The 26,066-nt window shown below is 57.1% G+C and carries 21 protein-coding genes; 11 read left to right on the top strand and 10 right to left on the bottom strand.

Going from position 1 to position 26,066, the window contains the following annotated elements:
• Positions 1-211: 211 nt before the first annotated feature.
• Positions 212-1,630, top strand: a complete 1,419-nt coding sequence (locus V7060_RS07625; protein ID WP_334178651.1) for a site-specific integrase — start codon at positions 212-214, stop codon at positions 1,628-1,630.
• Between the two features lie 2 nt (positions 1,631-1,632).
• Here the strand turns inward: V7060_RS07625 and V7060_RS07630 are convergent, their stop codons facing one another.
• The 4 genes from V7060_RS07630 to V7060_RS07645 all read right to left on the bottom strand — a co-directional run bounded on the left by V7060_RS07630 (position 1,633) and on the right by V7060_RS07645 (position 5,770).
• Positions 1,633-1,866: a hypothetical protein gene (locus V7060_RS07630; protein ID WP_334178652.1), complete on the bottom strand. Its 234-nt coding sequence runs from the start codon at positions 1,864-1,866 to the stop codon at positions 1,633-1,635.
• Between the two features lie 683 nt (positions 1,867-2,549).
• Positions 2,550-3,848, bottom strand: a complete 1,299-nt coding sequence (locus tag V7060_RS07635) for a SidA/IucD/PvdA family monooxygenase (protein WP_334178653.1) — start codon at positions 3,846-3,848, stop codon at positions 2,550-2,552.
• Positions 3,849-3,970: 122 nt separating this feature from the next.
• Complete coding sequence (locus V7060_RS07640) at positions 3,971-5,323, bottom strand: hypothetical protein (protein WP_334178654.1); 1,353 nt, start codon at positions 5,321-5,323, stop codon at positions 3,971-3,973.
• A 174-nt stretch (positions 5,324-5,497) separates the two neighbouring features.
• The gene (locus V7060_RS07645; RefSeq protein ID WP_334178879.1) at positions 5,498-5,770 is read right to left on the bottom strand and encodes an amidohydrolase family protein; all 273 of its coding nucleotides are present in this window, start codon (positions 5,768-5,770) and stop codon (positions 5,498-5,500) included.
• A gap of 44 nt (positions 5,771-5,814) precedes the next feature.
• Here V7060_RS07645 and V7060_RS07650 point away from each other — a divergent pair, with 44 nt between their 5' ends.
• From V7060_RS07650 to V7060_RS07660, 3 genes are all read left to right on the top strand, one after another.
• Positions 5,815-5,937 carry a hypothetical protein gene (locus V7060_RS07650; RefSeq protein WP_334178655.1) on the top strand — a complete coding sequence of 41 codons (123 nt, stop codon included), beginning with the start codon at positions 5,815-5,817 and terminating at the stop codon, positions 5,935-5,937.
• A gap of 394 nt (positions 5,938-6,331) precedes the next feature.
• Positions 6,332-10,834, top strand: coding sequence for an RHS repeat-associated core domain-containing protein (locus V7060_RS07655; RefSeq protein ID WP_334178656.1), 4,503 nt, complete (start codon positions 6,332-6,334; stop codon positions 10,832-10,834).
• Between the two features lie 43 nt (positions 10,835-10,877).
• Complete coding sequence (locus V7060_RS07660; RefSeq protein ID WP_334178657.1) at positions 10,878-11,288, top strand: hypothetical protein; 411 nt, start codon at positions 10,878-10,880, stop codon at positions 11,286-11,288.
• 198 nt (positions 11,289-11,486) lie between these two features.
• Here V7060_RS07660 and V7060_RS07665 read toward each other — a convergent pair whose 3' ends face one another.
• Together V7060_RS07665 and V7060_RS07670 are read right to left on the bottom strand one after the other, a co-directional pair.
• Positions 11,487-11,978, bottom strand: a complete 492-nt coding sequence (locus tag V7060_RS07665; protein WP_334178658.1) for a hypothetical protein — start codon at positions 11,976-11,978, stop codon at positions 11,487-11,489.
• Positions 11,979-11,991: 13 nt separating this feature from the next.
• Positions 11,992-12,333: a hypothetical protein gene (locus V7060_RS07670; RefSeq protein WP_334178659.1), complete on the bottom strand. Its 342-nt coding sequence runs from the start codon at positions 12,331-12,333 to the stop codon at positions 11,992-11,994.
• Positions 12,334-12,447: 114 nt separating this feature from the next.
• Between V7060_RS07670 and V7060_RS07675 the strand changes: the two genes are divergently transcribed.
• A complete protein-coding gene (locus tag V7060_RS07675; protein ID WP_334178660.1) occupies positions 12,448-12,786 on the top strand; it encodes a helix-turn-helix transcriptional regulator in 339 nt (112 codons plus the stop codon).
• An 18-nt stretch (positions 12,787-12,804) separates the two neighbouring features.
• Here the strand turns inward: V7060_RS07675 and V7060_RS07680 are convergent, their stop codons facing one another.
• Positions 12,805-13,101 (bottom strand): hypothetical protein, encoded by a 297-nt coding sequence (locus V7060_RS07680; protein WP_334178661.1) that lies wholly within the window; start codon positions 13,099-13,101, stop codon positions 12,805-12,807.
• A gap of 305 nt (positions 13,102-13,406) precedes the next feature.
• Between V7060_RS07680 and V7060_RS07685 the strand changes: the two genes are divergently transcribed.
• From V7060_RS07685 to V7060_RS07695, 3 genes are all read left to right on the top strand, one after another.
• Positions 13,407-15,032 (top strand): MobA/MobL family protein, encoded by a 1,626-nt coding sequence (locus V7060_RS07685; protein WP_334178662.1) that lies wholly within the window; start codon positions 13,407-13,409, stop codon positions 15,030-15,032.
• A gap of 159 nt (positions 15,033-15,191) precedes the next feature.
• The gene (locus tag V7060_RS07690) at positions 15,192-16,295 is read left to right on the top strand and encodes a hypothetical protein (protein ID WP_334178663.1); all 1,104 of its coding nucleotides are present in this window, start codon (positions 15,192-15,194) and stop codon (positions 16,293-16,295) included.
• Positions 16,296-16,392: 97 nt separating this feature from the next.
• Entirely contained in the window at positions 16,393-17,427 is a 1,035-nt protein-coding gene (locus V7060_RS07695; protein ID WP_334178664.1) for an LOG family protein, read from the top strand.
• A 257-nt stretch (positions 17,428-17,684) separates the two neighbouring features.
• On the opposite strand, the gene V7060_RS07700 is transcribed toward V7060_RS07695, so the two are convergent.
• From V7060_RS07700 to V7060_RS07710, 3 genes are all read right to left on the bottom strand, one after another.
• Positions 17,685-19,634, bottom strand: coding sequence for a DUF3732 domain-containing protein (locus V7060_RS07700; RefSeq protein WP_334178665.1), 1,950 nt, complete (start codon positions 19,632-19,634; stop codon positions 17,685-17,687).
• Positions 19,634-20,092, bottom strand: coding sequence for a three component ABC system middle component (locus V7060_RS07705; RefSeq protein ID WP_334178666.1), 459 nt, complete (start codon positions 20,090-20,092; stop codon positions 19,634-19,636). The genes V7060_RS07700 and V7060_RS07705 overlap by 1 nt, the downstream gene beginning before the upstream one ends.
• A 68-nt stretch (positions 20,093-20,160) precedes the next feature.
• Positions 20,161-21,312: an ABC-three component system protein gene (locus V7060_RS07710; RefSeq protein ID WP_334178667.1), complete on the bottom strand. Its 1,152-nt coding sequence runs from the start codon at positions 21,310-21,312 to the stop codon at positions 20,161-20,163.
• Between the two features lie 757 nt (positions 21,313-22,069).
• On the opposite strand from V7060_RS07710, the gene V7060_RS07715 reads away from it, so the two are divergent.
• The 3 genes from V7060_RS07715 to lexA all read left to right on the top strand — a co-directional run bounded on the left by V7060_RS07715 (position 22,070) and on the right by lexA (position 26,059).
• Complete coding sequence (locus tag V7060_RS07715; protein WP_334178668.1) at positions 22,070-24,727, top strand: TonB-dependent receptor; 2,658 nt, start codon at positions 22,070-22,072, stop codon at positions 24,725-24,727.
• Positions 24,728-24,851: 124 nt separating this feature from the next.
• The gene (locus V7060_RS07720) at positions 24,852-25,343 is read left to right on the top strand and encodes a CinA family protein (protein WP_334178669.1); all 492 of its coding nucleotides are present in this window, start codon (positions 24,852-24,854) and stop codon (positions 25,341-25,343) included.
• Positions 25,344-25,417: 74 nt separating this feature from the next.
• The gene (gene lexA, locus V7060_RS07725; protein ID WP_334178670.1) at positions 25,418-26,059 is read left to right on the top strand and encodes a transcriptional repressor LexA; all 642 of its coding nucleotides are present in this window, start codon (positions 25,418-25,420) and stop codon (positions 26,057-26,059) included.
• The last annotated feature ends 7 nt before the right edge of the window (positions 26,060-26,066 follow it).

Consider the following 26,066-nt stretch of genomic DNA (forward strand, 5'->3'; position numbering starts at 1 on the left):
TGCTTCATGACCAAATCCTCGAAGATTTGGTCCGGTTTGGCTAGGAATTACCATTTTTTTCAGGCTAATTCCAAAGGTTGCTGCGTGCGCTAACTGACCACGGCCTCGCAATCCATATGACTGTGATTTCAAGCGTATTTTCGATGCGCTGCGTTGACAAAGTTGAGATAGGTTTTATCCAAGTGTTTCCATTGCTGAAAGAAACGCTTGTATGCAGATCCAGTCCATCGCCGCTCAACTAGCACCGCCCGGCCGACACTTCGAAGTGCGTGGACGCACCTTCCGGATGAAGGTGGGCCGGGCGATGGTGGAGATTGATTTGGATCTTAGCCAGGCAGAGATCCACAACGCCAAAGAGTTCATCGGTGTGGTCATCGACAAGAACCGTCGGCCTAGCCGGTCGGTCGTATCCCCGCTACCGCAGGCTCGGCGCTCTGACGTGCCTTCCCCGAAGCTGTCTGAGGCGACCAAGTTCTATCTGAAGAAAATGCGTGATCGTAAGCGCGGAAAAAGCATTCTCACCAACACCCAGGGAACTCTCCACATCCTGATGGCGGTGGCCGGCGATGTGCCGATTTCACAGATTGGATACAAAGTCATCGAGGAATTCTTCAATCACCTCAGGTGGTGGCCGCGCAGGGCCAATAGCAGAGTGGACCTGCGTGGACTGACGCCGCGTCAGAAGCTGGATGTTGGCATTGCGGAGGGCCAGGAGGTCCCAGTGGCAGAAGGGACCCGTAGGTCGCATTTGGCGGTGCTCAACGCCTTCTTTGAGATGTTCTTGAAAGTGGGGGAAGTGCCAAGCAATCCCATGGAGATTTTCAAGGCCGAGAACCCCTCCACAAAGGCCAAGAAAACGCGTTTCCCGTTGGATCCAGCAACCCTGGCAAAGATATTCAATCCAGACACGTTCGAGCCGTGGGCACGGAAATTCCCTCACCGCTGGTGGATACCTTCCATTGCCTTGCACACCGGGGCAAGGGTGGAAGAAATCGCGCAGCTGCGGGCTGCTGATATCGGCATGGATCAAGGTGTGATGTGCTTCTTCTTCAAGCCCTTGGGCGAAGACGCTGAGCACACGGTGGTGGGCATGCGTGAGAAGAGCTTCAAGAACGACTCATCATCCCGGGTGGTGCCCGTGGCACAAGCGCTGCTCGATGCGGGGTTGATGCAATATGTAGAAGAAGTTCGTCAGGCAGGGTTGCTGCGCTTGTTCCCCCAGTTGAAGGCGGGCACTTGCAGGAAGACCGGCGAACTCAATGGTGCTGGTTACAGTGTGGGGCACGTGATGCAGTTTGCGGCCTATCTGCGTAAGACCACCGGCTTAAAGTCCGGTATCGGGTCTCACGCCTTTCGGCATACCTTGGTCACCGCGCTCCGAACGGCGGGGCAGTCCAAGGATGTGGTGGCTAGCATCACTGGCCATTCCGAAGGCGAGTACGAAGGCGACGACGCGCGCGAGGGGAAGTATCGCAATCTCGATCGCTACACCGCGTGCGAGTCCTCCGAAAGCTTGCGGCCTAAGCAGGTGCAGGCGCTTGCAAGCTTCAAGCCGGGGGTGGTGCTACCGATCTACAGTCCAGGTCAGTTTGACCACCGGTTGGGCCCTAATGCGAAGAAGTATCCATGAGTTCAGTGGCAGCGCGAGCGATAGGCCCTGTCAAACTCGCTCATTAACTGCTGATCGTCGAGTTCACCTTCTATGTAGCGTGCCAGAAGCTCGCCTACGACCAGAGGTATACAGCCACGCCGCTTGGTTAGCTCAATCATGTCATTGATGATGTTTTGTCGGATGACGCGCTCTTCCTCATCCATCCAATCGCGAGGCTCGGCGACGTGTCGGGTGTAAGTGCGGGGCTGGCTCATCTTCGTTACATAGCCGATTCGGCGATGTCGTCAAGCACCCAAGCCGATCTGGCGGTACGGATCAACGCACCTTGCGCTTGCTGAGGGCTCGGAGCAAAGTTGTCCATAGAGCCGTCCATCTTGATCTGACCGAGATCAACCATTTTGGCGCCATGGACAGCGGCGATATGTGCACCGTTGAAGTCAAGTCAACTTGATTGGATCGATCGCTCCCGATTTCCCGGTGATACCCGGTGACGCCGCCCTCGATTTCCAAGTGGATGGTGGCCAGCTACAGTTAGCGGTTCTGAGTAGCTTCACCGGGATAGGGCATCGAGGCCGACTAGCCCCCACACGCCTGGAAGTCAATCTTGGTCAGTAACCTGCAGTTGCCATGCAGACCGGAAAGATCTGAATCAATTGAAACCTATGCGCCTGCGGGCACAGCTGCCTTTCTCTTCCGAGGGGCAGAGACGCGCTTCTTGACTGTGGCGTTCTTCGTTTTACTCGCCGCCATTCCAGCCCTCAAATACTTACGAATCAACTCGTTCTTGCTTACGCCGTTCGCAAACGCCTCATGCTTCAGTTGCTCGTCTACACTTGGGCTGATGTAGAAGGATCGCAGGACAAAGCCATTGTCGCTCATAGTAGTTCACTCCATTGCTTTATTGCGTATGTATATATACGCATATGCGTCGTGAGTGTCAAGGATCCCAATAGCCCATCAGTACTCGCTGAGCCATGCCTCCCAATGACATCAGGCTTCCAAAGCCTGGCCCTTGGAGGTCCGCAAGTCCGGGAACATGAATGTTAGGCAACCCAAGCGCAGGATCGCTGATCTGCAAGCTGGCATCCACCCGTTCTGCGATCCATTTCCTCAGGTCGCGCGGCGTTCCCTCTGGGAAATTGTTTGGCTCGAGCAAGCGCGAGAACCATGTTGCATCAAATCCGGACGCATCAATAACCATGCCTGGCTGAAGATGGAACTTCATTTTGTCTTTCGCAGTCGGTTCCACGAGGACTTTAATGGTATTTCCAAAGGATACCGATTTCGCCATGCCCTCCACGAACCTCAGGCCGGTCGCTTCTTCAAGCTGACTCATTACTGATTGCCAGACTACACCTCGGTTGAGTCGGGTGGTGAATGCAATACGCGTTTCATTAGAGAGATCACCCCATGCAGTGTCGTCATTAAACAGGCTGTTCTCAAAAACACTGTCTCCTCGCGTGAAGAACGCGGGCTGATCTGCAACGAGGCGAATGATTCGGTCTTGTTGTCCGTTCCTGATCAGCCAAGCTAAGATCGCAGCCGCCGTACCTCCAGCGCCAATGATCGCGATCTCCGCCTCGGTGTCTTTTGCCAACTGCTTTAAACAACGTCGGACCTCGCCAAGTCGCGACCAAAAATCCTGACCGGTGAAAAAGTTTCTTGGAGAACCAGTCCTAGTGATGCGATTAGCTGGTCCTGGACCGGTGATCACCAGCCCATCGAACTCTTCGCGGTAGAACCGTCCGCGCGAGTCTTCTTTGCCCTGAATCTTGATTCGCCACTTTCCTTCATGGGCCTTGCATCCTTTTACCTCTGCTATGACTACATCGCACTCTGACGCTGTAGTTGCCCATTTCAGATATCGGGAGAAAAGGCTGTGACGTGGTGGCTTCCGCCCTTCATCTATCCATCTCTGATAGGTTTTCTCACTTTGGCGAAAAGAATGCCATGAGAAGTGCTTGAGCATTAGCTCATCGAGCTTTGGATGCTTGGATGTATACGGAAACCCCAAGTCTCGCTCAATCGCGGTGCATAGTCGCTGAGCTCCATCGGTATATCCGGCTGCTCCCGTCCATCCTGATCCGATTGCTCTTTGCTCAAATATCGTAATCTCTGGCGCGGGCGGAATACTCTTCGAACCCTTCTCCTTCCGGGCGAGCTCAATGCAGTGGCTCCGTGCGGCGATGGCTGCTGCTTTGGCCCCGCCGCCAATGATTGCAATCTTAACTGGCATACCTACACGTCCTTTGTAGTTGTTGGTCTGTCGCTACGAACGACTAAAGCCGCTTCCAGTCGGAGGATGTAGCGTCTCTGCAATTGTAGAGGGATGAAAGTGATGCTGTCAGAACGCAATGACTACGTCGCCATTTGGTGTGCGGTATTGAGAAGGAGGATCTCTTGGAATCCGTTCCTGCACTCTTCCGTAACCTCAACAATGTGCCCATGCGTGGCTTGGATATGTGTCAGCACAGTAAACCGCGGGTGCCCGTAGGTGTTCTTGGAGCCATAGGAGATGACCGAAGCAACGCCCGCCGTGTGGTTTAGCTTGGCGTTGTAGTAACGAGGGCCACCGCTTGGCGCGGCGCCATGGTGAGGCACTACATAGGTGCTGACGTTGGGTAGCTCGACAAGATAGTGTGCTTGGAAATCGTCCCATACCTCCGGCTCGCCCAATGGCGCATCACCGGTCCCCAGCCAGCCTGTCAAAGCACGGGTTTCGTAAGGCCACCAATCATGTGCGTAGATGTTGGTGATGTGATATCGAGATCGATAGAGGGGCTTGCTAGCGTAGAAAGCGGGTCCGGAATACATCGCCAAAGACAACAGATTGGCGATGCCCTTTTGCGTGGCCTCATGCCCCCAGGCAGGCTTATAGGACGCAATCGCTTTTCGATACGCGGCCACGGTGTTGTCGCGATTCACTCCGCTTCTTAGCCATTTGGCTGCAGCGGCGGCGCCGGCGGGGTCTTGCAGATCGGCCCTTGGGAAGCCGCAGGCATCCAGCTTTCGCTTGATTTCATCGAGCAGACCTTGATCTGCTTCCCGGTTCCAGAACTTGAACTTCCATATGTGGCTGATGGAGCCAAACTCAGTCAAGACAGTGTCCACATCCGCCATCTCCGTGGCGGGACGCTGGCCGGTTGAGCCGAGCACCAGGTCGGCCAATGGTGGGATCTGGCTTTCGTCGTCCGGGTGGCGAGGCTCGCCGGGCTCGTCGGGCTCGTAGATCTCACGTCGTGGCGGAGTATCGTCGCCGGAGCGCACCATGGTCACAGGAGTGTCCCAAAGGGTTCCTTCGCCGTGAGCGAGCTGATGCAGTGCGCGGATGTGGCTGTCCGTGATTCTCTCAGCCAGGCTTGCTACGACCAGAGACAGCATGTCCGGACGCAGATAGGGAACAAAGATCCGGCGCACAGTGAATTTGCTGCAAAGCAGTTGAGCCCCATTGAGGTGGTCAGAGTCGAAATGGGACAGGACGAGCATGTCCAGGACACCTGGCCCGGAAGATCCCTTGCGCTGTTCCAGCCCGAGCCGGTTTATCGCCTTCTCAAGCGCCTTGGACGGGTTGGGGCCGGCCATCGCCCCGCAGTCGTAGACATAGTCGAAGCGGTAGCGAGGACCGGCGGCACCTGGACTTGTTTCAACGCTGGCCGAGTGGAATGAGCCTTGGCCGACGCCGTGCTGGATCCGTGAGTGGACGATACCCATTGCTGCCCCTTTCCATGTGCAGGAAGAATGGCGGCATCGTCACATTCCCCTGTCCGATAGCCAAGTAGTCCGACCTCACCACTAGCAAGGTAGTGGAGGCCAGGTAGCAAAAGGCCCGCCCCTGTTGAGAGGCGGGCCTATGGTTGATCGAGTTCGCTTACCGAACGATGGGTATCACTTGGGCGGGTAGTGGCCGCCGAAGTGCTTCACGGGCGACCACTCGGGCAGGGTAGGCGGCCGCTTCGGGGCGGGCTCGGCGTAGTTCTGTGCGCCGTAGACCACGCGACCATCGACCACGGTAAGCAGGGACGAGATGGTCTTGATCTGCTCTTCCGGAATGGTGACGTAGTCCTTGTCCAAGAGCGCGAAGTCGGCAAGCTGGCCCGGCACGATCTTCCCCATCTCATTCTCCTGCTGGACAAACCAGGCAGGTCCGACCGTGAACAGCGGTCCTGATCAGCTCGGCGATCCTGTCGCTGGCCCTCGTCCCGGTGGTCTACGAATTCGTCGAGGACGCGGAGCTGTGGCTGCTGCCGAAGCTGGGCAGGCTGGTCGCGCACAACCATCGCGAGAGCGAGGATCGGGACAACGCTGCGGAAACGCCTGGCGGCTGATGCGCTCTAAATTTGCTGCATCGCAAGATTCTCAGGCTAGGACCCAGAGTGAGGCGCCGTTGCCGATCATCAGGGCAGCCCGACGGCACCCGTTTTGCGGCGCGCGTTGCAGGATCCTTGTGGAAAAGCGCCTATCAGATGAGTTGGCAGCGATTTGGCTGCCCGATGGTGGGCGAGCGGGGTTGCATGAGGCTTGCCGCAGGATTTGTAGATGAGGCGATCAGGTCTTCCTGGACGCAAAAATCATTCCAATAGAAGCGGCCGCGTCCAGGATAAGGGCCGGCGTCGGCCAAGAATGGAAAGTATTTACGTTTACGTCGTCTCCCGACTGTTTTAAATGAGCTTCTAGGAGTAGGTTCGCCGACATGGGGTGTCCCACCGGGGTGGTGGACGCATGGACTCCAGTCTGCAATGGCTGGAATGGAGCGGAGTAATGAAGTCAGGACATGACATTGCGCACTTCGGTGAGGTGTGTGGGGAACGCTGTGCATCTGTTGGGGGCACGCAGCGCCTAATGGCCACAACGCAGCCGCTTCCGAACCCATTCCGCTCTAGAACCCTCCTCGGCTTCGGCTTCGCATGCTGGTCGCTGATGTTCTTCTTGCTTCTGATGTTCAGTATTGACGAAGCGCATGCTGGCATGGAGAGGATATGTCGCTCCGGCAGTACGAGCACGCCTACATCGACGCGGCCGGTGGTTGTGTGTTGGTTGGAGTTCACGAGAAATATACGTCCTGGCATTGGTCACTCGGCGCCTGGATCGGGAGCGCCTCAGATCGGCAACCGAAATACTCTCGATCAAACAAAGAATCCAGGAATCAACGACAAGACATGTAGGGGTAATCCGATTATCCCGTCCACCGGTAACAAGATAGAAATCGAGAGCGATTTCTCTACTTCTGGTGAGATGCCGTTAGAGCTAGTTAGGACCTATAACCACTACTGGACAGGTGTTGGACTGTTCGGGAAGCATTGGGTAAGTAGCTTTGACTACAAGCTCACATTCGGAACCGTAGCCCTCAATACTTGTTACCCGCGTCCTGGCGGAGGGGCATGTGGCATAGGGGCGAACACTGTCATTTACGCGTGGCGGCCAGATGGTCGGACCATAAAGTTCATCAGAAATGGGACAAGTAATACGTTCTTTGAGGACAAGCCGTCACCGCTCGCAAGTATCGAAGTGCAGCCGAACGGGAAATTCCATGTCCGTACGGAGGATGCAGGGTTTGAGATCTATTCGTCTGCTGGATACGTGGAGTGGGTGCGCAATCACACCAATGTAAGTTGGACGTTCACCTACACGAACGGAACTTATCCGCATCGCATTACACATACATCAGGTAGGTATGTCGAATTTACCTGGTCGGCGGGCCAGCTGACCGCAGTTCGCGATCCCGCTGGAAACTACTATGGCTACGCCTACACTGCCAACAAGTTTGGCACGGGATTGCATCGACTTGCTTCTAGTGCAAAGCCGGGCGTACCAGCTCAGACCACTACCTATCACTACGAAATTACAGATCAAACGGCGCTAACCGGAAAGAGCTTCAATGGTGTCCGTTACTCAAAATTCACGTACAACGCGACCGGATACGCGACCAGCACTGAGCACAACGGTCTTGACAAGTACACTTTCAGCTACACGCCGGGAGCGAATGGGCTACTGACTGTCCTGGAGACTAACCCGCTGGGAAAACAAACGACATATGCATTCAAGGACGGAAACCTAACAACAACTACAGGGCATGCCAGCACGTACTGTCCATCTTCCCTAGCGCTGATTGAGTACGATGCCAATGGCTACCCGCAGATGGTTTCCGACTTCAACAATAACAAGACGGCCTATTCTTATAGTGCGGCTGGTCTTTTGCTTCAGAAGATTGAGGCGTACGGCACGTCACTTGCGCGCACCACGAACTATGAGTGGTGGGGGCCCAATCAAAGTTATCGGCTAATGAGTGAGACTGTAGTTGGGCTGAGTCGCACAGTCTACAACTACAACCCTGTTGGTCGTATCACTGACATAGCGGTTACCAATCTCTCACCTATCGGTGTAGCAAATCAGACTCAAACGACTACATTCAGCTATACCGATTATGGTTCTATGTCTGGCGGCGTCATCTCGCCAGGGATGATCGCTACGATCAGGATCGATTGGCCTGTCGCCGGCTCGCAGGATGCAACGACCACCGCATATGATTCTTTTGGCAACCTGACATCAACATACAACACACTCGGCCACCAAACGGTTTTCACAAATCACAACGGACTTGGTTTGCCTGGGCGTGTTACTGGAGTCAACGGGGATATTGTTGACTACCTCTATGATGCTCAAGGTCGCATTACACGCATTCGCCACTATCCCGACGGCACCACGCCCGCAGACACGAGCTATGTGTATGGAGGTAATGGGACATTGAGTTCCATGACATCTCCGGATGGTGTAACAACCTCGTACACTTACGATGCGAGGCTTGCTCTGGCGATGAGTGCGCGAAATGTGCCTGGTGTTCTCTTCGGTGGAAGTGCACAAGAGCAGCAGAGCTATGGACGAGATCTCGCGGGAAACCAGATTTCGACTATCAATTGGGTGGTTGAGCAGACAACGAGCTGGGTGTTCGAATGCCATGGCCCCTTAGGGGCTCCACCAGAGCAGTGCTATGAACCATTCTGGTACGAGCAGTCGACAGATTCTCCTGTAGCAAAGCAATCAGCATTCGTCGACTACGACGAGTTGGGTCGGCCTCGTGCTTCTCGTGGAAACTATGGAAGGAACACCCGCTATACGTATGACCTCAGTGGAAACATAAAAACTATTAAAGACTCTCAAGGGCGAGTTACGACGCTGAACTACGATGCGCTGGATAGGGTTGTGTCCTCTGTCGATCCGCTGAACCAGGCGACCTATTTTGAGTATGATGCGGGCGATCGAATTACGAAGGTTACTGATCCTCGAGGAAAGGTCAGTACTTTTTCGCATGATGGTTTCGGACAAACGTGGGCGCAATTCAGTCCGGACACGGGCTCAACCACCTATCAGCACAATGCCTCGGGTCAGCTGACATATATGCAGCGCAATGATGGCAGTGCGCTGGGCTACTCCTATGATGGCCTTGGGCGCCTCCATTGGACCGGGACGGGGTCGGATGCGCGCTGGTTTACATACGATTGGTGTAACGCAGGCAAGTCTCGTCTGTGCGGCATATCGACCTCAACGCCTACGCAGGAGCTGAACTCCCGGATCTTCGGTTACCTGCCTGATGGAAGACTGGCTGTCCAGCGCGATATCAATACCGTGGGCGGTCCAGAGCACTGGACGGGCTACTACTACGACACGGTGGGTAGGTTGAACTCTATGTCATACCCAAACGGTGTGGCAGTAGGCTATGGATACGCGGCCGGAAAGTCGATGACGATGTCCGTCAACATCGGGGGAAACATCTCGCTTATCGTGTCCGACCGAAAGTACATGCCGTTCGGGCCTGCGGCGCAAACTACCCTCGGTAACGGGTTGATAAGAAATCAGCCGCGGGATATGGACGGGCGAATGACGTCAAATATTGTTGCGAACGGCTCCTCTGCGTTGCAGGGTTTGACGTACGGATACGATGTTGATAGTCAGATCACGCAGCTTACAAACGCGGTGAATTCAAGTCTTAGCCAGACTTACGGCTACGATGCCGCCTTCAGACTAACAAGTGTGACATCGCCATCCGGGAACGCTTCGATCACCTATGACGCGAACGGAAATCGTACGCAGTACAACGCGGAGGCGTACACCGTTTCCGGCGCGAACAATTCGACCAGTCAGGCAGGTCCGGTTAGCTACGCTTTCGACGCGCGTGGGAACATCGGTCAGGCTCACTATCCGGGTCAATACGCGACGAACTACTTGTATGGGGCATTCAACGAGCTTTCCAGAACCGAGAAATGGCAGGGATCAGGCTTCGTGGCTGATGCCTCATACGGCTACAACAGTTTCAACGAGCGCGTATGGAAGTCCGCGCCTAGCCATGGCCACTATCGATACATATATGGCCCGAGCAGTCGCTTGCTGAGCGAGCACCGCGATGAGAGTGGGTTGTGGACCAACTACCTTTGGTTTGGAGGCGAGTTGGTCGGTATCACGCGTGGATCCCAAGTTTATTGGATTCACAACGATCACCTCGGCCGTCCTGAAGTGGCCACGAACAGTGCAAACGCGGTGGTGTGGCGCGCCAGCAATTACGCATTTGATCGTGCAGTAACGCTGGACACTATTGGCGGTTTGAATGTCGGTTTCCCTGGGCAGTATTTCGATCAGGAGACCGGGCTTTGGTACAACGTCAATCGCTACTACGACGCGCGCCTTGGGCGGTATACGCAATCTGATCCGATCGGATTGGCTGGTGGACTAAATACCTATGGCTACGTCGGTGGAAATCCCGTGTCGGCGATTGATCCTTTAGGTCTGGTCGCGTATTGGTGCAGGAACGGCAACGTTATCGGCGTCGGAATTCCTGTGCATTTTTCGGGTCCTGAGGCCAACCCGGAGAGCATTGCCGCGATCGTGAGTTCAATAGAGACATTTTGGAGGCGGCAGGTTGGGCGATTCACATTGCGTGTGCACGTGATAGTGTCGTCTGGCGCGTTCGCATCCGCACCGCCTGGTCAGGCTATCGGGAACAACGTAAGGATTGTGCCTGGTCCAGTGCGATCGAACGAGTGGGACTTCTCATACCCGCCGCAGCGCGGTGAGACTTACGCGCATGAAGGGGGGCATTTAATGGGGCTTGGTCACTATCCACTTACAACGATGGATGAGTATGTGGAGAACTCAGGTGTTACCGAGCAGATGATCCTGGACATGATGCAATCCAATGAAAACTTCAAAGCTAAAGGCTGCAATTGTGAGTAGCGTTCGGTTTGGTAGGCTCGTTGCGAGCATGGCATGTCTTTCCATGCTCGCAGTTGGCTGCACCGATGGTGAGATCGCTGTAATTAGCAAGGACTATGGACTCTGCGCCGAAGTGCCGAAGGGTGCCGAGGTCAGCTTTTCTGTGAACGAAGATCATGAGGGGACCTTTGTTCGACAAGGAGCGTCTGTGATAAAAATTGGAATCTCGTCTCGACCGACCGCCCCTGCGATGCTTATCGCTCAGTACCATCCGGTGATCAGAAACGGTGAAAAAGTGAGCGATGAGGTCGCCACAAGACTTGTTGATATTTATCAGCAAGATAAAGTGCAGGCGTTAGCGGTGATCGGTACCGATGTCGTTGGCCGCATATTGTATGTGGAGGCGTTCTCTGATTCATCAAACAGCGCTGCGGCGTCGAAGATTATTGGTACCGTGCGTAAGTGCCAGAGATGAGGGGTCGACTGTCGCCGATGGCTCGCCAGCGCGCCCGGATTTCGGTCTAACGACTAACTCAGATCAAGTGCGCTCGGCTGTCGTGCTGAGCTGCAGGGGGAATATTCGCTAGAGTTGCCTTCATATAGAACTTTGGCGACGGTGTTTATGACTCGGTCAGCGTCATGTTTCTCGCGGCGAACTCGACGAGCCCGCTCGCTAGTTTCTCAATGCTTTGGGCACTGACACACCCAGCGCTTTCTCAGCGCAGGGCAAGTCACATTCATCCATCGCGCTCTGCGCGCTGATAACCCTGGCGGCTTTCGGATCGACGACGCGATAGTCCACTATGGGGCATGAGCGCCCGTCGCAATGCATGGCGAGCAGCAACATTTGCCCCTTGCCGGTGCTCAGACAGTGCAGTTCGTTGCGATCCTGTAAGAAGATGCCCGAGTTGCCGTGAGCTTCGGGGCCGATAGTCAGTGTGGTGGCTCCCATGATCTTGATGCTCCCTTGCGGACCGATAAAGGTGCGGGCTTGGGAACTGGATTCCAGCCCCGAGACGCGAACCGCCGAGCCGCCGCAGGCTCCCGACGCAGAGCTAGCTGATGAGGTCTGGTGATCGAGCACGACACCGGGACGGGCGGCGGGCGGGGCGGCCGTGGCCCAGACGCTGATAATGAGCAAGGCGAGGAGCAAGGATGCGCGCATGGTCGGCTCGTGATCAGTGCGAAGGAAGGTCATGGCGTCGGATCTGTTTGTTGCTTCGCATCAATAGCCAGATTGACAGGGCCAAGGGCGCGGCTGCCACGGGCAGGAGCAGCGGGGATGTGATCGCGGCGCCGAGGGTAAGCAGGGCAGAGGGAATCAGCAAAAGCAGCACGATCCACACACGCACACCCTTGTGGAACCCATGCGGGTCTTTGCCGTGCCAATGGATAAATCCGGAAAGCACGGCGAACAGGATGCCAAACAGCATCAATGCCAGCCCCAGGCCGCCCCAAGGCAGATAGGCCAGGAAACCCAGTGCGGGCACACCCCAACGGACAAGTTCGGTCGACTTCATGGCTCCCCCTTTGATGCCGTCCCGGGCTGGTCCGGCTTGCTATACTACGTTGAACGTAGTACCACCGTAACGCCGTTGAAGGCATCCTGAACGGACCCGTTGTCTGTTCCCGGTATGCCCAAGCTTCGTGCCCGCGCTGTGTTCGCTGCCCGCCTCAAAGCGGTGCGCACGGCTATGGGCATTTCACAGGCAGAGCTAGGTCTGCGCAGTGGCTTGCCACCTGAGGTGGCGTCCACGCGTATCAACCGATACGAACGGGGAATTCACTTGCCCGACATCGAAACTGCAGAGAAATTGGCGCAGGCGCTCGGCGTGCCCTTGGCCTACTTGCTCGCCCAAGATGAGCGGCTGGCCGAAGCTATTCTGAAATTCGATCGCCTTCCCGTGGCAGCGCAGAACAAGGCTCTGGCCGAGCTGGATGCGTTGGGAAAGGCGACAAAGGAAGGCAAGTAGCTTTCTTAGGCCCACCGGTCAGTTCGCTGGGCCTCGGCCCTTGCCGCGGCGGCTATCAAGTTGTGAGGCAAATCGTGCCTTGGCCGCGCGAACCAAGATGGCCTGATCGCCATCGGTGTCCTTTGCCTGGACTTGGATTTCCATCGCGTAGCCGTCCCCGGCGCCGGGATTGTTCGAGGCGTCGCACAGCAGCAACGCATCGGCAAAGAGCAGCGCTCGCTGGGCATTGATCATGGGATTGCTGATCGAGGCCTCCAGGTCTCGAAGGATCAATCCTGCGTAGATGGGCAAAGCGATGGCGATGCGTGCGTTCATGTGCGACTCCTGCTGGATGGGGCGCGCATGCAAGCAGAATCCGTTTGGGGCGCAAGGGCCAGGTGACAAAAAAATGGCGAATCAAATACTACGTTCATCGTAGTGTTGGTGCCATCACAGTCACGAGGCGATCTCGCACACAGTAACTCTTTAGCGCATATGGCAACTGCGGTTCGCGACGCTTCGGAAAATGGACAACGCAAGAGCGCACTTATGGATTTCATTACCATGAATTCCGTGCGGCCTGCGGCACTTTACAAGCGAAAAACAAGCCTTTTATTGAGCTTTCCGAAACAGGAGAGCTCATGGCGATCTACCATGCATCTGTAAAATCCTTCAGTCGTGGCAAGGGCGAATCCTCAGTTGCCGCGGCCGCATATCGCGCGGGTATCGATCTGGTTTGCACCACTTCGCACACCCTGCATCGCTACTCGCATCGTCATGGTGTTGCGTCGTATCAGATGCTTGCACCGAAGGGCGCGCTCGATTGGTGTCTGGATGCGCATGTGTTCTGGGATCTGAATGAGGCGCACGAGCGTCGCACCAATTCCCGCCTGGCGCGTGAGCTTGAAGTCAGCTTGCCCAATGAACTGGATGAGCGGGCGCGCGAAGCGCTGGCCGTGGCACTGGGTCGTATGCTGGTGAAGCGCTACCAGGTGGCCGTGCTTGTCGCCATCCACGAACCGGGAAAAGACGGGGATCAGCGCAACTTCCACACGCATTTACTGATGTCTGCGCGACAGGTTGGCCCTGAGGGTCTGGGCAAGCGCGCGGGGGAAGCATTCGATGCGCGCGGCGGAAAAGGCGCGGAGGAAATTCGCGAGGTCCGGGCGATTGTTGCCAGGATGCTCAATGAGCATCTGGCCGCGGCTGGGATTGAAGCCACGGTGGATCATCGCAGCCTGCACGATCAGGCGAATGCGGCGCGTGCCCGGGGTGATCACAAGGCGGCCGAGGAATTGTCGCGACCGCCCACCAAGCATCTGGGCCAGGCGATCACGGCCATGCTGCGTCGAGGTGTGCTGGATCCTCTGGAAAAGCGGGCGGGCTCAGACACCGAGGCCATGGATGACGCGATCGCCAAGGCCATCCGTGAAGGCAGGTATGTCGAGACGTCGATTGGCCATAGCCGCGAGTCCGCTTTCCTGGATCGCATTGGCGAGTTGGAGAAGACGCAGCATCAACCTGAGAAATCGGCAGAAGCGCCCGCTGCGAGACCAGCGACGACAACACTGGCTCGCGGGCGACCTGTTCCGGTCTGGTCGCCCAGTGCGACGGCGCGACATCTGAGTCGGCTGGGGCGGCTTGGCAGAATGCGGGGTGTGGGCGCAGAATTCCTCAACGCGGAAGCGGAGTTGATCGAGGAGTGGTTAGCTTCGCAGCAGGAAGCAGCCAGGGCGGCTCTGGATAGCCTGCAGGAGTGTGGCATTCATATGCAGAAACCCTTGCTCGATGCCGCGGCCTCTCTCAATCGTCCGCGTGTTTCCGTCTATGGAACCCACGACTTCTTCTTCGAAGATACGGAAGAGCTCACCGCAGCGATCGTCGAATTTGCGGCAGCGCTATGTGAGCCGGCACAGATGCGCGATCGCGCCCACAAGGCGCGGGTATTCCTGTCCGGGCTGGAAGCCAGCGGTGCCGGGCAGCGAAGTGCCGAGATGGTGAGTGCGCGAAGGGCGCTGACTCGTGCCCAGGCCAATATCAGTTCGCCGGCGCGCCGGTCGAGCGATCTGCGGATCCGGGAGGCCCAGAAGAACATGGATGAGCTGCGCGAGCGGTTCGAAGATCGCTTCTATGTCAGTTCGTATGGCGCGACCTATCAATCCTCGAATCCACCGTTTACGGAGGTGGCTCGGGAGCAGGGTGGGGGAGAGCGTAAGAGCGATTCTAATAGGCAGGAATTGAAGCCCAGGGCAAGGCCACGGGTGTAGGGCGAAAGGACTGCAATGGCCGGCGCGGCCTAGACAGGCCAACTAGAGCCGCGCGCTTTGGCCGGTTCCCTGCGCCTGCAGCGTTGCGCTTTTTACCTAGGGAGAAAATGGGGAATATCTATGCGTTTGCATGGAGGGCATGTGCCAGCAGCCTTGATGATGTCCTTGTTTCTCGGCGCTGCCTCTTTGGAGGTCAGCGCCCAATCCACCAATGAAGAAGAGATCAAAAGGCTTCAGGACGAGCTGGCTTTCCAGAAGGCTAAGAACGAACTATTCGCTGCCAACTACCCAAAGTTCGAGGGGGGTAAAACCGGGGCGGTTGAGGGTGCCGACAAGCTCGCAGGAATGGCTTATCAGCACTTGCCGAGGGCAACAAACATTGTAGGAAGTAGCATCGCGAAAGCCCTTGCAGAACACAAGGACTGCTCCAATGGCACGGTTGTCATAAGCGGGCAGGCGATTAGCGAAAAGATGGCTACGGCAATTTCGTTCGCGAAGCAAATCGAGATCCTTGAAAGGGAAGTAAGTGACGCGCGACCCCGAGGGCCAGGGTTATCAGGCACGGCTACCATTGTGGCAGCGGCCGGTGCGCTGATTTCCTACGCGAGCATGTTCAAGACGGATTACAAGATCTCGAATGCGGAGATGGAGGTCGACATGGATTGGCTAATATCCTCAATCGTCATGGGTGGATCTAACTTCGAGTCGGAGCGATTTCCGAATCGCAGCAATGTTGATCTGTATATCGCCAAACTTGACTTCCTAAAAGAGAACGCCCAAGGCATTCCAGATGTAAGCAAGAAGAAGAAAGATCTTCTCAAGAGAATTGAAGAACTACGAGTCGCAATGCTCAAGCCAGACGCGAGCGGCATTCTCCCGATCGTTACAACTGCATTGCTATCCCCGGTGGCCATAGCATCGGCCGAGCCAACGCATAGGAAGTGCGTCGCATTTGTTTCGAACACCAATGCGTCGCCAATGCTATTGACGAAAGACAATCTATTCAGCAAGGGCGGCAGGGCATTTCTTCATCTGCCCGTTCAAGCATCGGTCATTCAGTTGAGCAGTGACGGGGTTCCGCGTCGAAGGATATGCAAGCTGGCTACGGTTTCAGCGCCTATAAAGCTGTCTGTTCTAACGAAGACAAGAGGAGCGCCTATTCCTTGGGCATCGGGGGTGGCAGGAAGCCCTATTACGGAAGACTGCGGAACACTTCCGGAAGTAGTTCCGTCCAACGCCATAGGTCAAACGAAATCAGGTTGAGAGAGCGCTGAGAGGCTTCAGTCGTGCCTTCCGCCCGCGTAAAGGCTTGGCGCCAAGAGAACGGTCTATTCAACTTCCATTTTTATGAGGGTGGATCATGAAATCGATACTCGTTGTCCTCATCGTGGCCATCTCGCCTTGGGGTAATGTTGCAGCCCAAGTGTCAGCGCCTATTGCAGTGGACGGCGCTGCTCAGATGGATGCAACTGCGGCGCCAGTCCTGGGGTTCAAGGCTCAACTTCCCGATAAATGTCCACGAAGCGACGATGAAGCGAAGGCCATGTATGTGGGGCCTTACAAAGGAGAAGACAGCAGATTGGGGCCGGATGACATGGCGCTCGATATTTACTGCGCGAATGCGTATCGACAAAGCCGGTATCCAAATGGGTATGTCACCATCTATGGAAGCTCCAAGATCACGGAGAGCGATCTGCTCATGAGTAGGTTTGCCCTCACGAGTAGCTACGGGGTTGGGTATGCGGCAGAAGTTGAGGCGTATAAGAAGACTTACGACATCGTTAGGGATTTCGCGAGACTTTGGACGAAGGAACATGGAAGTGAGTTCCCGATCATGACGGGGGCTGGCCCTGGGCTTATGGAGGCGGGTAGTCGTGGGGCGATGGAAGCGGGTGGTCCGAGCATCGGTTACACCACATACTACGAACCGGCACCGGCTGGGTCGCTTTTACCGAAGACGGGAAATGCTGCGGCAGCATTTGCCAAGTATCCTGAGAAGGGCCAGAACCAGATAGACATCATCACCGAAGGGCTAATTTTCTCGAGCGTGTCGATTCGCGAGACTTCAATGATTCTTCATTCAGCGGCCATCGTCATCGCTCCAGGTGGCACAGGCACCGAGTGGGAGATCTTCCAGATCATTGAGATGATGAAGAGTGATCAGTTGAAAGATGTTCCTATTTACATCATCGGCGATAAGGAAAGGCACTGGAAATCTTTCGAAGCGCGACTTGATGACATGATCTGTCGAAAGACGTTTAGGTCTGAGCAGGTTTATCCGTTGATTGAATTCATCGCTTCTCCCGAGGAGCTCGTTTCCAAGCTTGGTGAGCGATTGAAGCCAGGTGTGGTCTGGAAGCCAGGGGCAAACAAGGAGGTTAAGTGTTCGATGTAAGGGGTGCACGCCCCAGCAGAGCATCCGGCATGAACTGGTTGATGCATGGCATTTGAAAAGCCGCCGCCAACCGGCTGACTTTTCGCGTGTCTATCCGTGATACGGACCGAGCGTGATCTGCCGATAGACTCGCTCGCCCGGATGGGTCTAACTGTTTACTGCATGGTCCCCCGACCGCCAAGCTGCCGTGCTGGACTTGTTCCACCGGCACCTGGCGGGGGAAGGGTTGGCGCCCTCGCTGATGGAAATCACTCAGGTTACCAATCGATAGGGACCAGCTTGGTGCCTCTCCACTCTTCCACAAGGGTGATGCCAGGCAGATCACCCCACACCTCGCTGTGGGCGTGGTCAAGGACGATGATCTGCAGTCTGCCATCTGTGGCAACAACCTGTTCTCCCATAACTTTGAAAACACGGCGAACTGCTTGGATATCCTCTTGGTCGGTGAGCTTGAAGTCTGCGGTTCCTTTGCTTTGCTCGACTGAAAGCTTGGGAAAATAAACTTGGCTTGGTTGGTCGTAGACAAGCAGGCTAGGCACCGGGCTGGGCGGGTGCTTCAAGAAATAGACTTGTAGGGCAAGGGTGATAGCCACGTGGTAGGCCAACCAGTTGGCTCCGCTGCCTATTTCCCAAAGATAGTCCTTCCTGCCTTCACGTGAGACCTGCACGGTCAGTTCTTTTGTGTTGAGGCGGACAGGGCTATCTCCCCATTCGGCATTCAGTGTTGGGACGATAGTTCCCGTGATCTGCTGAATCTCGTCCAGAATGCTGTCGAGCCTCTTTTGGATGCTCGTCTCCTGTATCTCGGCTTGGATTCTGTTGATGCGCTTCTGTAGCTCATCAATTTGAGTGCTCAGCTCGCCGGATTCATCAGACTTCTCATACTGGATCAATATTTGTTGGAGTCCTCCCAGAAATCTATCAATTGAAGCAATGCGACGGATTTCCTGCTGGGCCAGTTCCGAGGTTGCCTCGTAGGCGCGAATTTCTTGGCGAATGGATACGAGTGCTGCCAGAACCTCTTCCGTTTTCTGGCGTTGTCGTTGCATCTCTGCATCGAGCGTTGTTGTGGCCAAAGGATGGGCCTGGAGTTTTCCTTCAAGCTCACTCAGCGCATCACATAGCTGATCAAGAGACTGCGAAGTCTTTCCAGGGAAAAGAAGGTTGGTGTCCTGGCGATTCTCGATCTCGCTCCTCATCCATGTTGAAAGAGACAACCGCTCTCGCTGCAGGCGTAGCGCCCCGGCATACTGCCCACTGCCTTCCTGAAGCCTTCTTAGCTCCATCAGGCGCTGACGATGAGTGGAAGCCTCCGATACCAACTTTCCTTCTTCCCTTCGCAATCTGCCCAATGTTTCGAGTGTCTGATCAATTCCAGAAATTGTGGTTGTCTTGGTAGAGGTCTCTTGCTCCGATATCATCTGCAATGCAGCAACGATCTCTGGCCATTGATCGGGAGTGGGTGCGTCCGAAGCGATGCCCAGCTCGCGTGCCTGGTTGAGCCAAGTTCTTCCCTCTGAAATTCGCCTGGCGGAGACTTGAAGTCTTTCTTTCAGATCTGATTCTAGTCTTCTGAGCTTCCTGTTTAACTGGTCTGCCTCGTGCTTCAGTGCCATGACCTTGGGAGTTACAGCATTCAAAACGTAGGGCATTACCGTCTTGAGTTTTTCCCTATGCTCGGTGGTGTCTGCTTTGTAGAACAGGACGCCTGGGTTTGCGACGATGTTCTGAGGCTGGAACATGAATGCCGCAAGATCCCGGAACGATGGTCTCAGTTTGTAGCCATACTCTGGATTCACTTCGAAATCGAGTTGAGTCAATCCTGCGAGGCGATCAAGCATGCCGCGGACGATCTCGTCACTGGAATTCTTCTCGGTGATCAATGGCGGAATTTCGACTTCCACAGACTCGACTATGAACATGTCGCCAGTAGACTGTTGTGCGCCAGGCTCCCTACGGGCGAGAAGCTTTTGTCCTTCAACGGTGTCGACCACGATGCCGAACCAGGCACACTTTTCGCGGATGACGCCAACGGGAATGAAGCAGTGTTTGGAGGCCAGGCAATAGTCAATTATTGGAATGACGGCGGACTTTCCGGTCTTTGATGAGCCGCTAATGACATTGACCATTCCCGGCGCAAACTCAACAATTCGCGGTGGCTGGTCGCTTTTTGCCCAAAGAACGATCTTAAGTATTTGAAAGTGCATTAGAACTCGATCCTCAGGACGGATCCAACTTGCTCGGGAGGGAGGCGCGCAAACCAAGTGCCGAATTTCTCGCAAAGGGCGCCGAGCTTTTGAATGCTCTCCGATGGCTTGGGAAGCTTGTTGGCCTCGAGGGGAAGAACTTTCGCAGCTCCGGGATCGATCGCCATAAGCCTTGTCGCGCAGGCCAGGGATATGGACGCGAGGGATAGTTCCCGCAAGGCGAGTGCGCGCTGATGGACTGCGAGCAGGTCTTCTTGGTGTTCCCCAAGTTTTGCGGCGAACATCGTTAATCCGGATGGCTTATTTGTGCTGATTCCGATCTTTCTGCTTTGCCAGTGAAGGGCTAAGGGGAGCACGAGATATGCCAAGGGGATGGGCATGCCTTCGCTGACTTCCGAAAAGTAGCCTCGGTCGGCGCACCACAAGAGATAGGCGCCGAGGGAAGGGTTGTAGACCAAGTCAAGCTCTGAAAGTTGACCCCGACCAGGCTCTTGGTCCTTCGATTTCTTTATCCCCATAAGACGCCCTACTTGTCGAGCAAAGTTGCGTAGTCAGGATGCCAGCCGAGCTCTCGACGATCTGCGAGATCATTCAGGCATCCGTGGGTGAAGTGGTCAGGCACCGATTTTGCTTCGAGGCTGAGATTGAGCTTCCTGCACTCTGCGTAGATCGCAGTTCCGAGTTTGGTTGGGTCCAAATGGGCGTGAAGTGTTGAGATGCTGTCATGGACTGCCTTGTGTCGACGAACCAAGGTGTCGTCCCAGTCATCAAGGGAATGTGGCAAGAGGATTCCCTCTACGCCCCAGTGTGTCTTGTCAGACGCGGACCTCAGAAAGTCGCTTACAGCCAGGAGTTGCTGCTCCGTGTCGGCACCAATTAGTTCAAGCTGCCGAACAAATACTGGGCGGCACGAGAAGGTAGAGCTGACGAGCGCGGGAATTGGCGGCGCTGGATCAAATGAAAATAGCGCCGGCAAATTTGTGCGCTGAACATAGTTCCTGATTTGTTCCTGGAACGGACCTGCGACAATGCCAGCGGGCTTTCCGGCGAGGAGAAGAATGTCGGACTGGCGTTTTGCTTCCCCAATTGCGTAGGAAGCAATTTGATTGAGCAACTGCTCCGCAACTGCCGGCCGATACAGGTTGCGGATGCTGTCAAGTGGGTCGTCTTCGCAGATCAACTGAAATCGAGTCGTAAGTCCCGCCTGCTCTTCGGTTGTTCCTTCGAGGTAGCGTTTTGCGAACTTATAGGCCTCAGTCTTTTTCTTGGCAGAGGTGATTTCCGATTTCACCTTGGCCACGAACGCTTCAACTTCAGGAGCGGTCTTGGCAGCTGACAATGCCGAAACGAATGAGCCGCTTTGAGTTGGCGTTACATAGAGCCTGAAGGAGATCTGCTGATCGGCTGCTGTGATGGGCGCACTATCTTCAAGCCAGTTGTGAAGACACTTCCATAGATCTCTTGCCCAATCTGCCGCTGGGTTTTGCTTCTGGGCGCTCTTGGTTTGCTCCAGAAGCTTTGTGCCATCAGCGTAGTGCACCGAGACATCGTCATCGTGTTCGATGAAAACTGTGGCAGTGGGCGGCTCAGACAGTAGTCGGGCGCAGAGCCGAACTGTCTGAAGGCCGAAGCCCAGATATGGTCCGGCGGCGCTGTGCTTGGTTTTTGGCGTCGACATTCCCTTTGCCGAAAATCCCCATTCAGCCAATCATAGCCCCGGATTCCAGGTCGCACCTACTGCGACACCCAATTGATAGGCCTGAACTAATTCCAGCCTAAGAGGCATTCAAGAGCTCCGCTGTTCAAAACCAAGTAATCCCTTAGCCTCTTTCCAACTTCGGTCGATGCACGTCACGAGTTCGCGAACCTGGACAAGACTGCCGATGGCTTCGGCCAAATGCAGGCACGAAGGCAGGCGCGAGTGTGGACAACTTCAGAGGGCGGAATGGCGCTCCCGTGTAGCTCTGAATATGCTGTAGAAGAAAAGTAGGTAAAAACGCCAGTAATTTGGCTATTCCTATTGGCACGCCACTAATGCTTCATCAGGGGCGTGTGTTCCGACTTGTCTTTGCTCACGAGGCCAGCGGGGAGGGGGAGGCAAAAGGGCGTTGATTGTAGCGGCGGCAAGCGGCATCCGTGGACCGCACCGGCATGTTCGCGACGTGTCCGGCGCACCTCGCATCGACGACGACGGGTGGGCAACGAAATGGGGTGCGATCGGGGTTTCGCACGATCGTTCGTAAAATCAGTCGCTTATCCGTGCCAAAGTCCGGTGCGGCGTATCGACGCAGTGCAGAATGCCGCGTTGTGAAGCGGATGTTAGTTTCGCGTTGACGCAAGGGGAGTTGCGTTCGTCATCGGCGGCCTTGCCGCACGCCACACCGGGAACCACACAGGCACCAACCGCCAGAACATGACCCTTGGGAGGGGACAACATGGTCAATGCATCGCCCAGGCACAAAGCGCTTTCGCTTGCCGTCTTCACCGCGCTCTGCGCCAGCTCGCATGCCTATGCGCAACAGGCGGCCGCACCGGCCGGCGAGGACGAGCCCACCACGCTGGGGACCATGACGGTCACCGCGCAGAAGCGCGAGGAAGTGCTGCAGGACGTGCCGATCACGGTCGCCGTGATCTCCGAGGAACTGCTGCGGGATACCGGCGTCCGCGACATCAAGGACCTGCAGGTCCTGGTGCCGGGCCTGACCGTGACCAGCACGCAGAATGAAGCCATCACCACGGCGCGCATCCGCGGCATCGGCACGGTGGGCGACAACGTCGGCCTGGAGTCGTCGGTGGGCGTGGTGATCGATGGCGTGTACCGCCCGCGCAACAGCGTCGGATTCGGCGACCTCGGCCAGCTCGAGCGCATCGAGGTGCTGAAGGGGCCGCAGGGCACCGTGTTCGGCAAGAACACCTCGGCCGGCGTGATCAACGTGGTCACCCGCCGTCCCAGCTACACGCAGAGCGCAGAAGGCGAGATCACGGTCGGCAACTACGGTGCCATCGGCGTGTCCGGCAGCTACAACGACGCACTGTCCGACAACGCGGCTTTCAGCATCTTCGCGGCCAAGCGCAAGCGCGACGGCTGGATGGACGTGCGCACCGGCAACGGGCCGCGCCAGGAAACCGACGACTACGACCAGAACTTCCACACCCTGCGCGCCAAGCTGCTGCTGGAGCCGACCGAAAACCTGGAAATCCTGCTGTCGGGCGACTTCACCAGCCGTGACGAAAACTGCTGCACGGCCGTGCAGACCACGGTCGGCGGTACCGCAGCGATTCTCAACGCGCTGGCGGGTGGCCGCGCCGTGGCGGCACCGGGCGACGATCCGTTCGACCGCGTGGCCTACAGCAACCGCCCCACCACGCAGGACATCATGGACAGGGGCCTGTCCGCCGAGATCAACTGGGACACGCCCTGGTTCGGCGGCGCCACGCTGACCTCGATCACCGCCTCGCGGCAGTGGGAAGCCATCAACGGCCTCGACTACGACTTCAGCACCGCCGACCTGCTCTACCGCAACGCCGACAAGGACGAATCGTTCACCGGCTTCGATACCTTCAGCCAGGAATTCCGCCTGACCGGCTCCACCGAACGCGTCGACTGGATGGTGGGCGCGTTCTATTCGGACGAGGAACTGACCCGCAACGAGACCTACCGCATCGGTCCGCATTACGAACCGTACGTGTCTACGCTGGTCTACCAGCTGGTCGGTCAGAGCCTCGGCGCGGCGGGCGTACCGCTGAACAATCCAAACAACATCTCGCCGGCCGCGTTCCTCGCGCAGGTAGGTGGGCGCCCGTTCGGTACCGGCTTCGTCGGCTTGGGTTCGCTGGACCGTTACAAGCAGGACGCCAAGAGCCTGGCGCTGTTCACCAACAACACCTGGCACGCGACGGACGCATTGGACCTGACCCTGGGCCTGCGCTACACCCGCGAGAAGAAGGACCTGACCTCGTCCTACAGCAACCCCAACGGCAGCCTCGCCTGTACCGGCACGCTGACCGACCAGAATGCCGCCAATCCGAACCGCTTCGCGCTGCTGCGCGCCGCGCTGGCATCGCGCAGTTCGGTGTTCGCGTCGCTGCCGGCCGCCAACCAGAACGCCATCCTGGCCTCCGTGGGGCCGACCATCGCCGGCTACATGTGCCTGCCGTGGGCCAACGCGCTGCACAACGGCCGCAACACCTTCCAGGAAATGGAAGACAAGGAGTGGTCGGGCACGGTGAAGGCGGCCTACCGCTGGAACGAGAACGTGATGACCTACGCGTCCTTCGCACGCGGTTACAAGGGCGGCGGCTTCAACCTGGATCGCGTGCAGTCGGCCGATGGCCTGTCGAGCAGCGGGCAGGGCATCCGGCCGGTGAACGACACCTCGTTCGGTGGTGAGTTCGTCGACAGCTTCGAGCTGGGTACCAAGACCACGTGGGCGGACGGCACGCTGCTGTTGAACGCCACCCTGTTCCATCAGGAGTACGAGGACTTCCAGCTCAACAGCTTCCTGGGCACCAGCTTCGTGGTCCGTTCGATCCCCAAGGTGACGTCCTCGGGCCTGGATGCGGAGATCCTGTGGCAGCCGCGCGCGGTGCAGGGCCTGATGCTGCAGGGCGGCCTGATGTACGCCAAGACCGAGTTCGGCAAGGACATCCCGGGTGGCGACTTCGTCGAGCGCACTCCGCTCAGCACCTCGGGTGCGCTGTACAAGCTGCCGGGCGCGACGATGCCGTTCGCACCGGAGTGGTCGGGTTCGCTGTCGGCCACCTACGAGTGGGACTTCGGCGCCGACCACATCGGCCGCTTCAACATCGGCGGCAAGTACATGGGCGACTACAACACCGGCTCGGACCTGGACGTCGAGAAGCACCAGAGTTCCTACACGGTATTCAACGCACGCGTCGGCTTCGGCCGCAGCGATGGCCGCTGGATGCTGGAACTGTGGGGCACCAACCTCACCGACGAGAACTACGTGCAGGTCGGCTTCGATGGTCCGCTGCAGGGCCTGTTCCCGGATCCGAACAACCCGCTCAACACCTTCAACGCGTTCCTCGGCGCGCCGCGCATGTACGGCATGACCCTGCGCGTCCGCTACTGATCTCCTTCGCTTGAACTGCCCACGGCCCGCCTTTCGAGGCGGGCCGTTTCCTTTCCGGCATTCGGCGGGCGACAGCGAGGGTCAAATCGGCTACAACACGCATGCCCTCCCGTTGGAACCCATGATGTCCGCACCGAACGATGAAACGCTGCTGGCCTTGGCCCAGCACGTTGGCGAACGCCTGCGCCAGGCGCGGGACCATCTGGTGACCGCCGAGAGCTGCACCGGCGGCTGGATCGCGAAGTGCGTCACCGATATCGCCGGTTCGTCTGACTGGTTCGATTGCGGGATGGCCGCCTACAGTTACGAGGCCAAGCAGGCATTGCTGGGCGTGCGCCCGCAGACACTGGAAACCCATGGTGCCGTCAGCCGCGAGACGGTGATCGAAATGGTGTCGGGTGCGCTGGTGAACTCCGGTGCCAGCATCGCCGTGGCGGTGACCGGCATCGCCGGCCCCGGTGGCGGCAGCGCCGACAAGCCGGTCGGAACCGTGTGGATCGGCTGGAAACGACGTGGTGGCTACGCGCGGGCGGAGGTCTTCCAGTTCGAGGGAGACCGCGAGGCCGTGCGCCGGCAGACGGTCGAAACCGCCCTGAGAGGGCTTGAACACCTCTGATGCCCTTGTCGGGTGCAGAGACTTGTTGAGCAGGTAGTTGTCAGTCGCTTCGGTTAGTAGTATTACTACTAACCATGGACCTGACCGATACCCAGCACGCCATCCTCGCCCTGATCGCCGAGCGGCTCGAAGCCGAAGGCATGCCGCCGTCGCAGGCGGAGATCGCCAAGGCCTTCGGATTCAAGGGTGTACGCGCCGCGCAGTACCACCTGGAGGCGCTGGAACAGGCGGGCGCCATCGAACGCGTGCCCGGGCGCGCGCGCGGCATCCGCCTTCTGAAGGCGCCGCCGTCCACGCAACCGGACCTGGCGTTCCCGTCCGCCAACGATGACGGCCTGCGCATCCCGGTGCTGGGGCAGGTGGCCGCCGGCGCTCCCATCGGCGCCGATGCGGGTCACCACGACTACGTCCTCTTGGACCGCGCGTTTTTCGCACCTGCGCCCGACTACCTGCTGAAGGTCAAAGGCGATTCGATGCGCGACGAGGGCATCTTCGATGGTGACCTGATCGGGGTGCACCGCACGCCGGATGCGCGGTCTGGCCAGATCGTGGTGGCGCGCATCGATGACGCGATCACCGTCAAGCTGCTGAAGATCGGCAAGGACCGCATCCGCCTGCTGCCGCGGAATCCCGACTATGCGCCCATCGAAGTGTCGCCGGACCAGGATTTCGCCATTGAGGGCCTGTACTGCGGGCTGGTGAGGCCGAACCGGTGATGGCGAC

Origin of the sequence: Pseudoxanthomonas sp. (genome assembly GCF_036845285.1) — a bacterium.
GTDB lineage: Bacteria > Pseudomonadota > Gammaproteobacteria > Xanthomonadales > Xanthomonadaceae > Pseudoxanthomonas_A.

What these genes read in the sequence shown, in the direction of transcription:
- V7060_RS07635 (WP_334178653.1), bottom strand. Translation starts at nt 3,848, where the DNA reads ATGCCAGTTAAGATTGCAATCATTGGCGGCGGGGCCAAAGCAGCAGCC.
- V7060_RS07660 (WP_334178657.1), top strand. Translation starts at nt 10,878, where the DNA reads ATGCTCGCAGTTGGCTGCACCGATGGTGAGATCGCTGTAATTAGCAAG.
- V7060_RS07625 (WP_334178651.1), top strand. Translation starts at nt 212, where the DNA reads ATGCAGATCCAGTCCATCGCCGCTCAACTAGCACCGCCCGGCCGACAC.
- V7060_RS07690 (WP_334178663.1), top strand. Translation starts at nt 15,192, where the DNA reads ATGTCCTTGTTTCTCGGCGCTGCCTCTTTGGAGGTCAGCGCCCAATCC.
- V7060_RS07685 (WP_334178662.1), top strand. Translation starts at nt 13,407, where the DNA reads ATGGCGATCTACCATGCATCTGTAAAATCCTTCAGTCGTGGCAAGGGC.
- V7060_RS07700 (WP_334178665.1), bottom strand. Translation starts at nt 19,634, where the DNA reads ATGCACTTTCAAATACTTAAGATCGTTCTTTGGGCAAAAAGCGACCAG.
- V7060_RS07720 (WP_334178669.1), top strand. Translation starts at nt 24,852, where the DNA reads ATGTCCGCACCGAACGATGAAACGCTGCTGGCCTTGGCCCAGCACGTT.
- V7060_RS07680 (WP_334178661.1), bottom strand. Translation starts at nt 13,101, where the DNA reads ATGAACGCACGCATCGCCATCGCTTTGCCCATCTACGCAGGATTGATC.
- V7060_RS07630 (WP_334178652.1), bottom strand. Translation starts at nt 1,866, where the DNA reads ATGAGCCAGCCCCGCACTTACACCCGACACGTCGCCGAGCCTCGCGAT.
- V7060_RS07695 (WP_334178664.1), top strand. Translation starts at nt 16,393, where the DNA reads ATGAAATCGATACTCGTTGTCCTCATCGTGGCCATCTCGCCTTGGGGT.
- V7060_RS07665 (WP_334178658.1), bottom strand. Translation starts at nt 11,978, where the DNA reads ATGCGCGCATCCTTGCTCCTCGCCTTGCTCATTATCAGCGTCTGGGCC.
- V7060_RS07675 (WP_334178660.1), top strand. Translation starts at nt 12,448, where the DNA reads ATGCCCAAGCTTCGTGCCCGCGCTGTGTTCGCTGCCCGCCTCAAAGCG.
- V7060_RS07640 (WP_334178654.1), bottom strand. Translation starts at nt 5,323, where the DNA reads ATGGGTATCGTCCACTCACGGATCCAGCACGGCGTCGGCCAAGGCTCA.
- V7060_RS07670 (WP_334178659.1), bottom strand. Translation starts at nt 12,333, where the DNA reads ATGAAGTCGACCGAACTTGTCCGTTGGGGTGTGCCCGCACTGGGTTTC.
- lexA (WP_334178670.1), top strand. Translation starts at nt 25,418, where the DNA reads ATGGACCTGACCGATACCCAGCACGCCATCCTCGCCCTGATCGCCGAG.
- V7060_RS07715 (WP_334178668.1), top strand. Translation starts at nt 22,070, where the DNA reads ATGGTCAATGCATCGCCCAGGCACAAAGCGCTTTCGCTTGCCGTCTTC.
- V7060_RS07710 (WP_334178667.1), bottom strand. Translation starts at nt 21,312, where the DNA reads ATGTCGACGCCAAAAACCAAGCACAGCGCCGCCGGACCATATCTGGGC.
- V7060_RS07655 (WP_334178656.1), top strand. Translation starts at nt 6,332, where the DNA reads ATGGACTCCAGTCTGCAATGGCTGGAATGGAGCGGAGTAATGAAGTCA.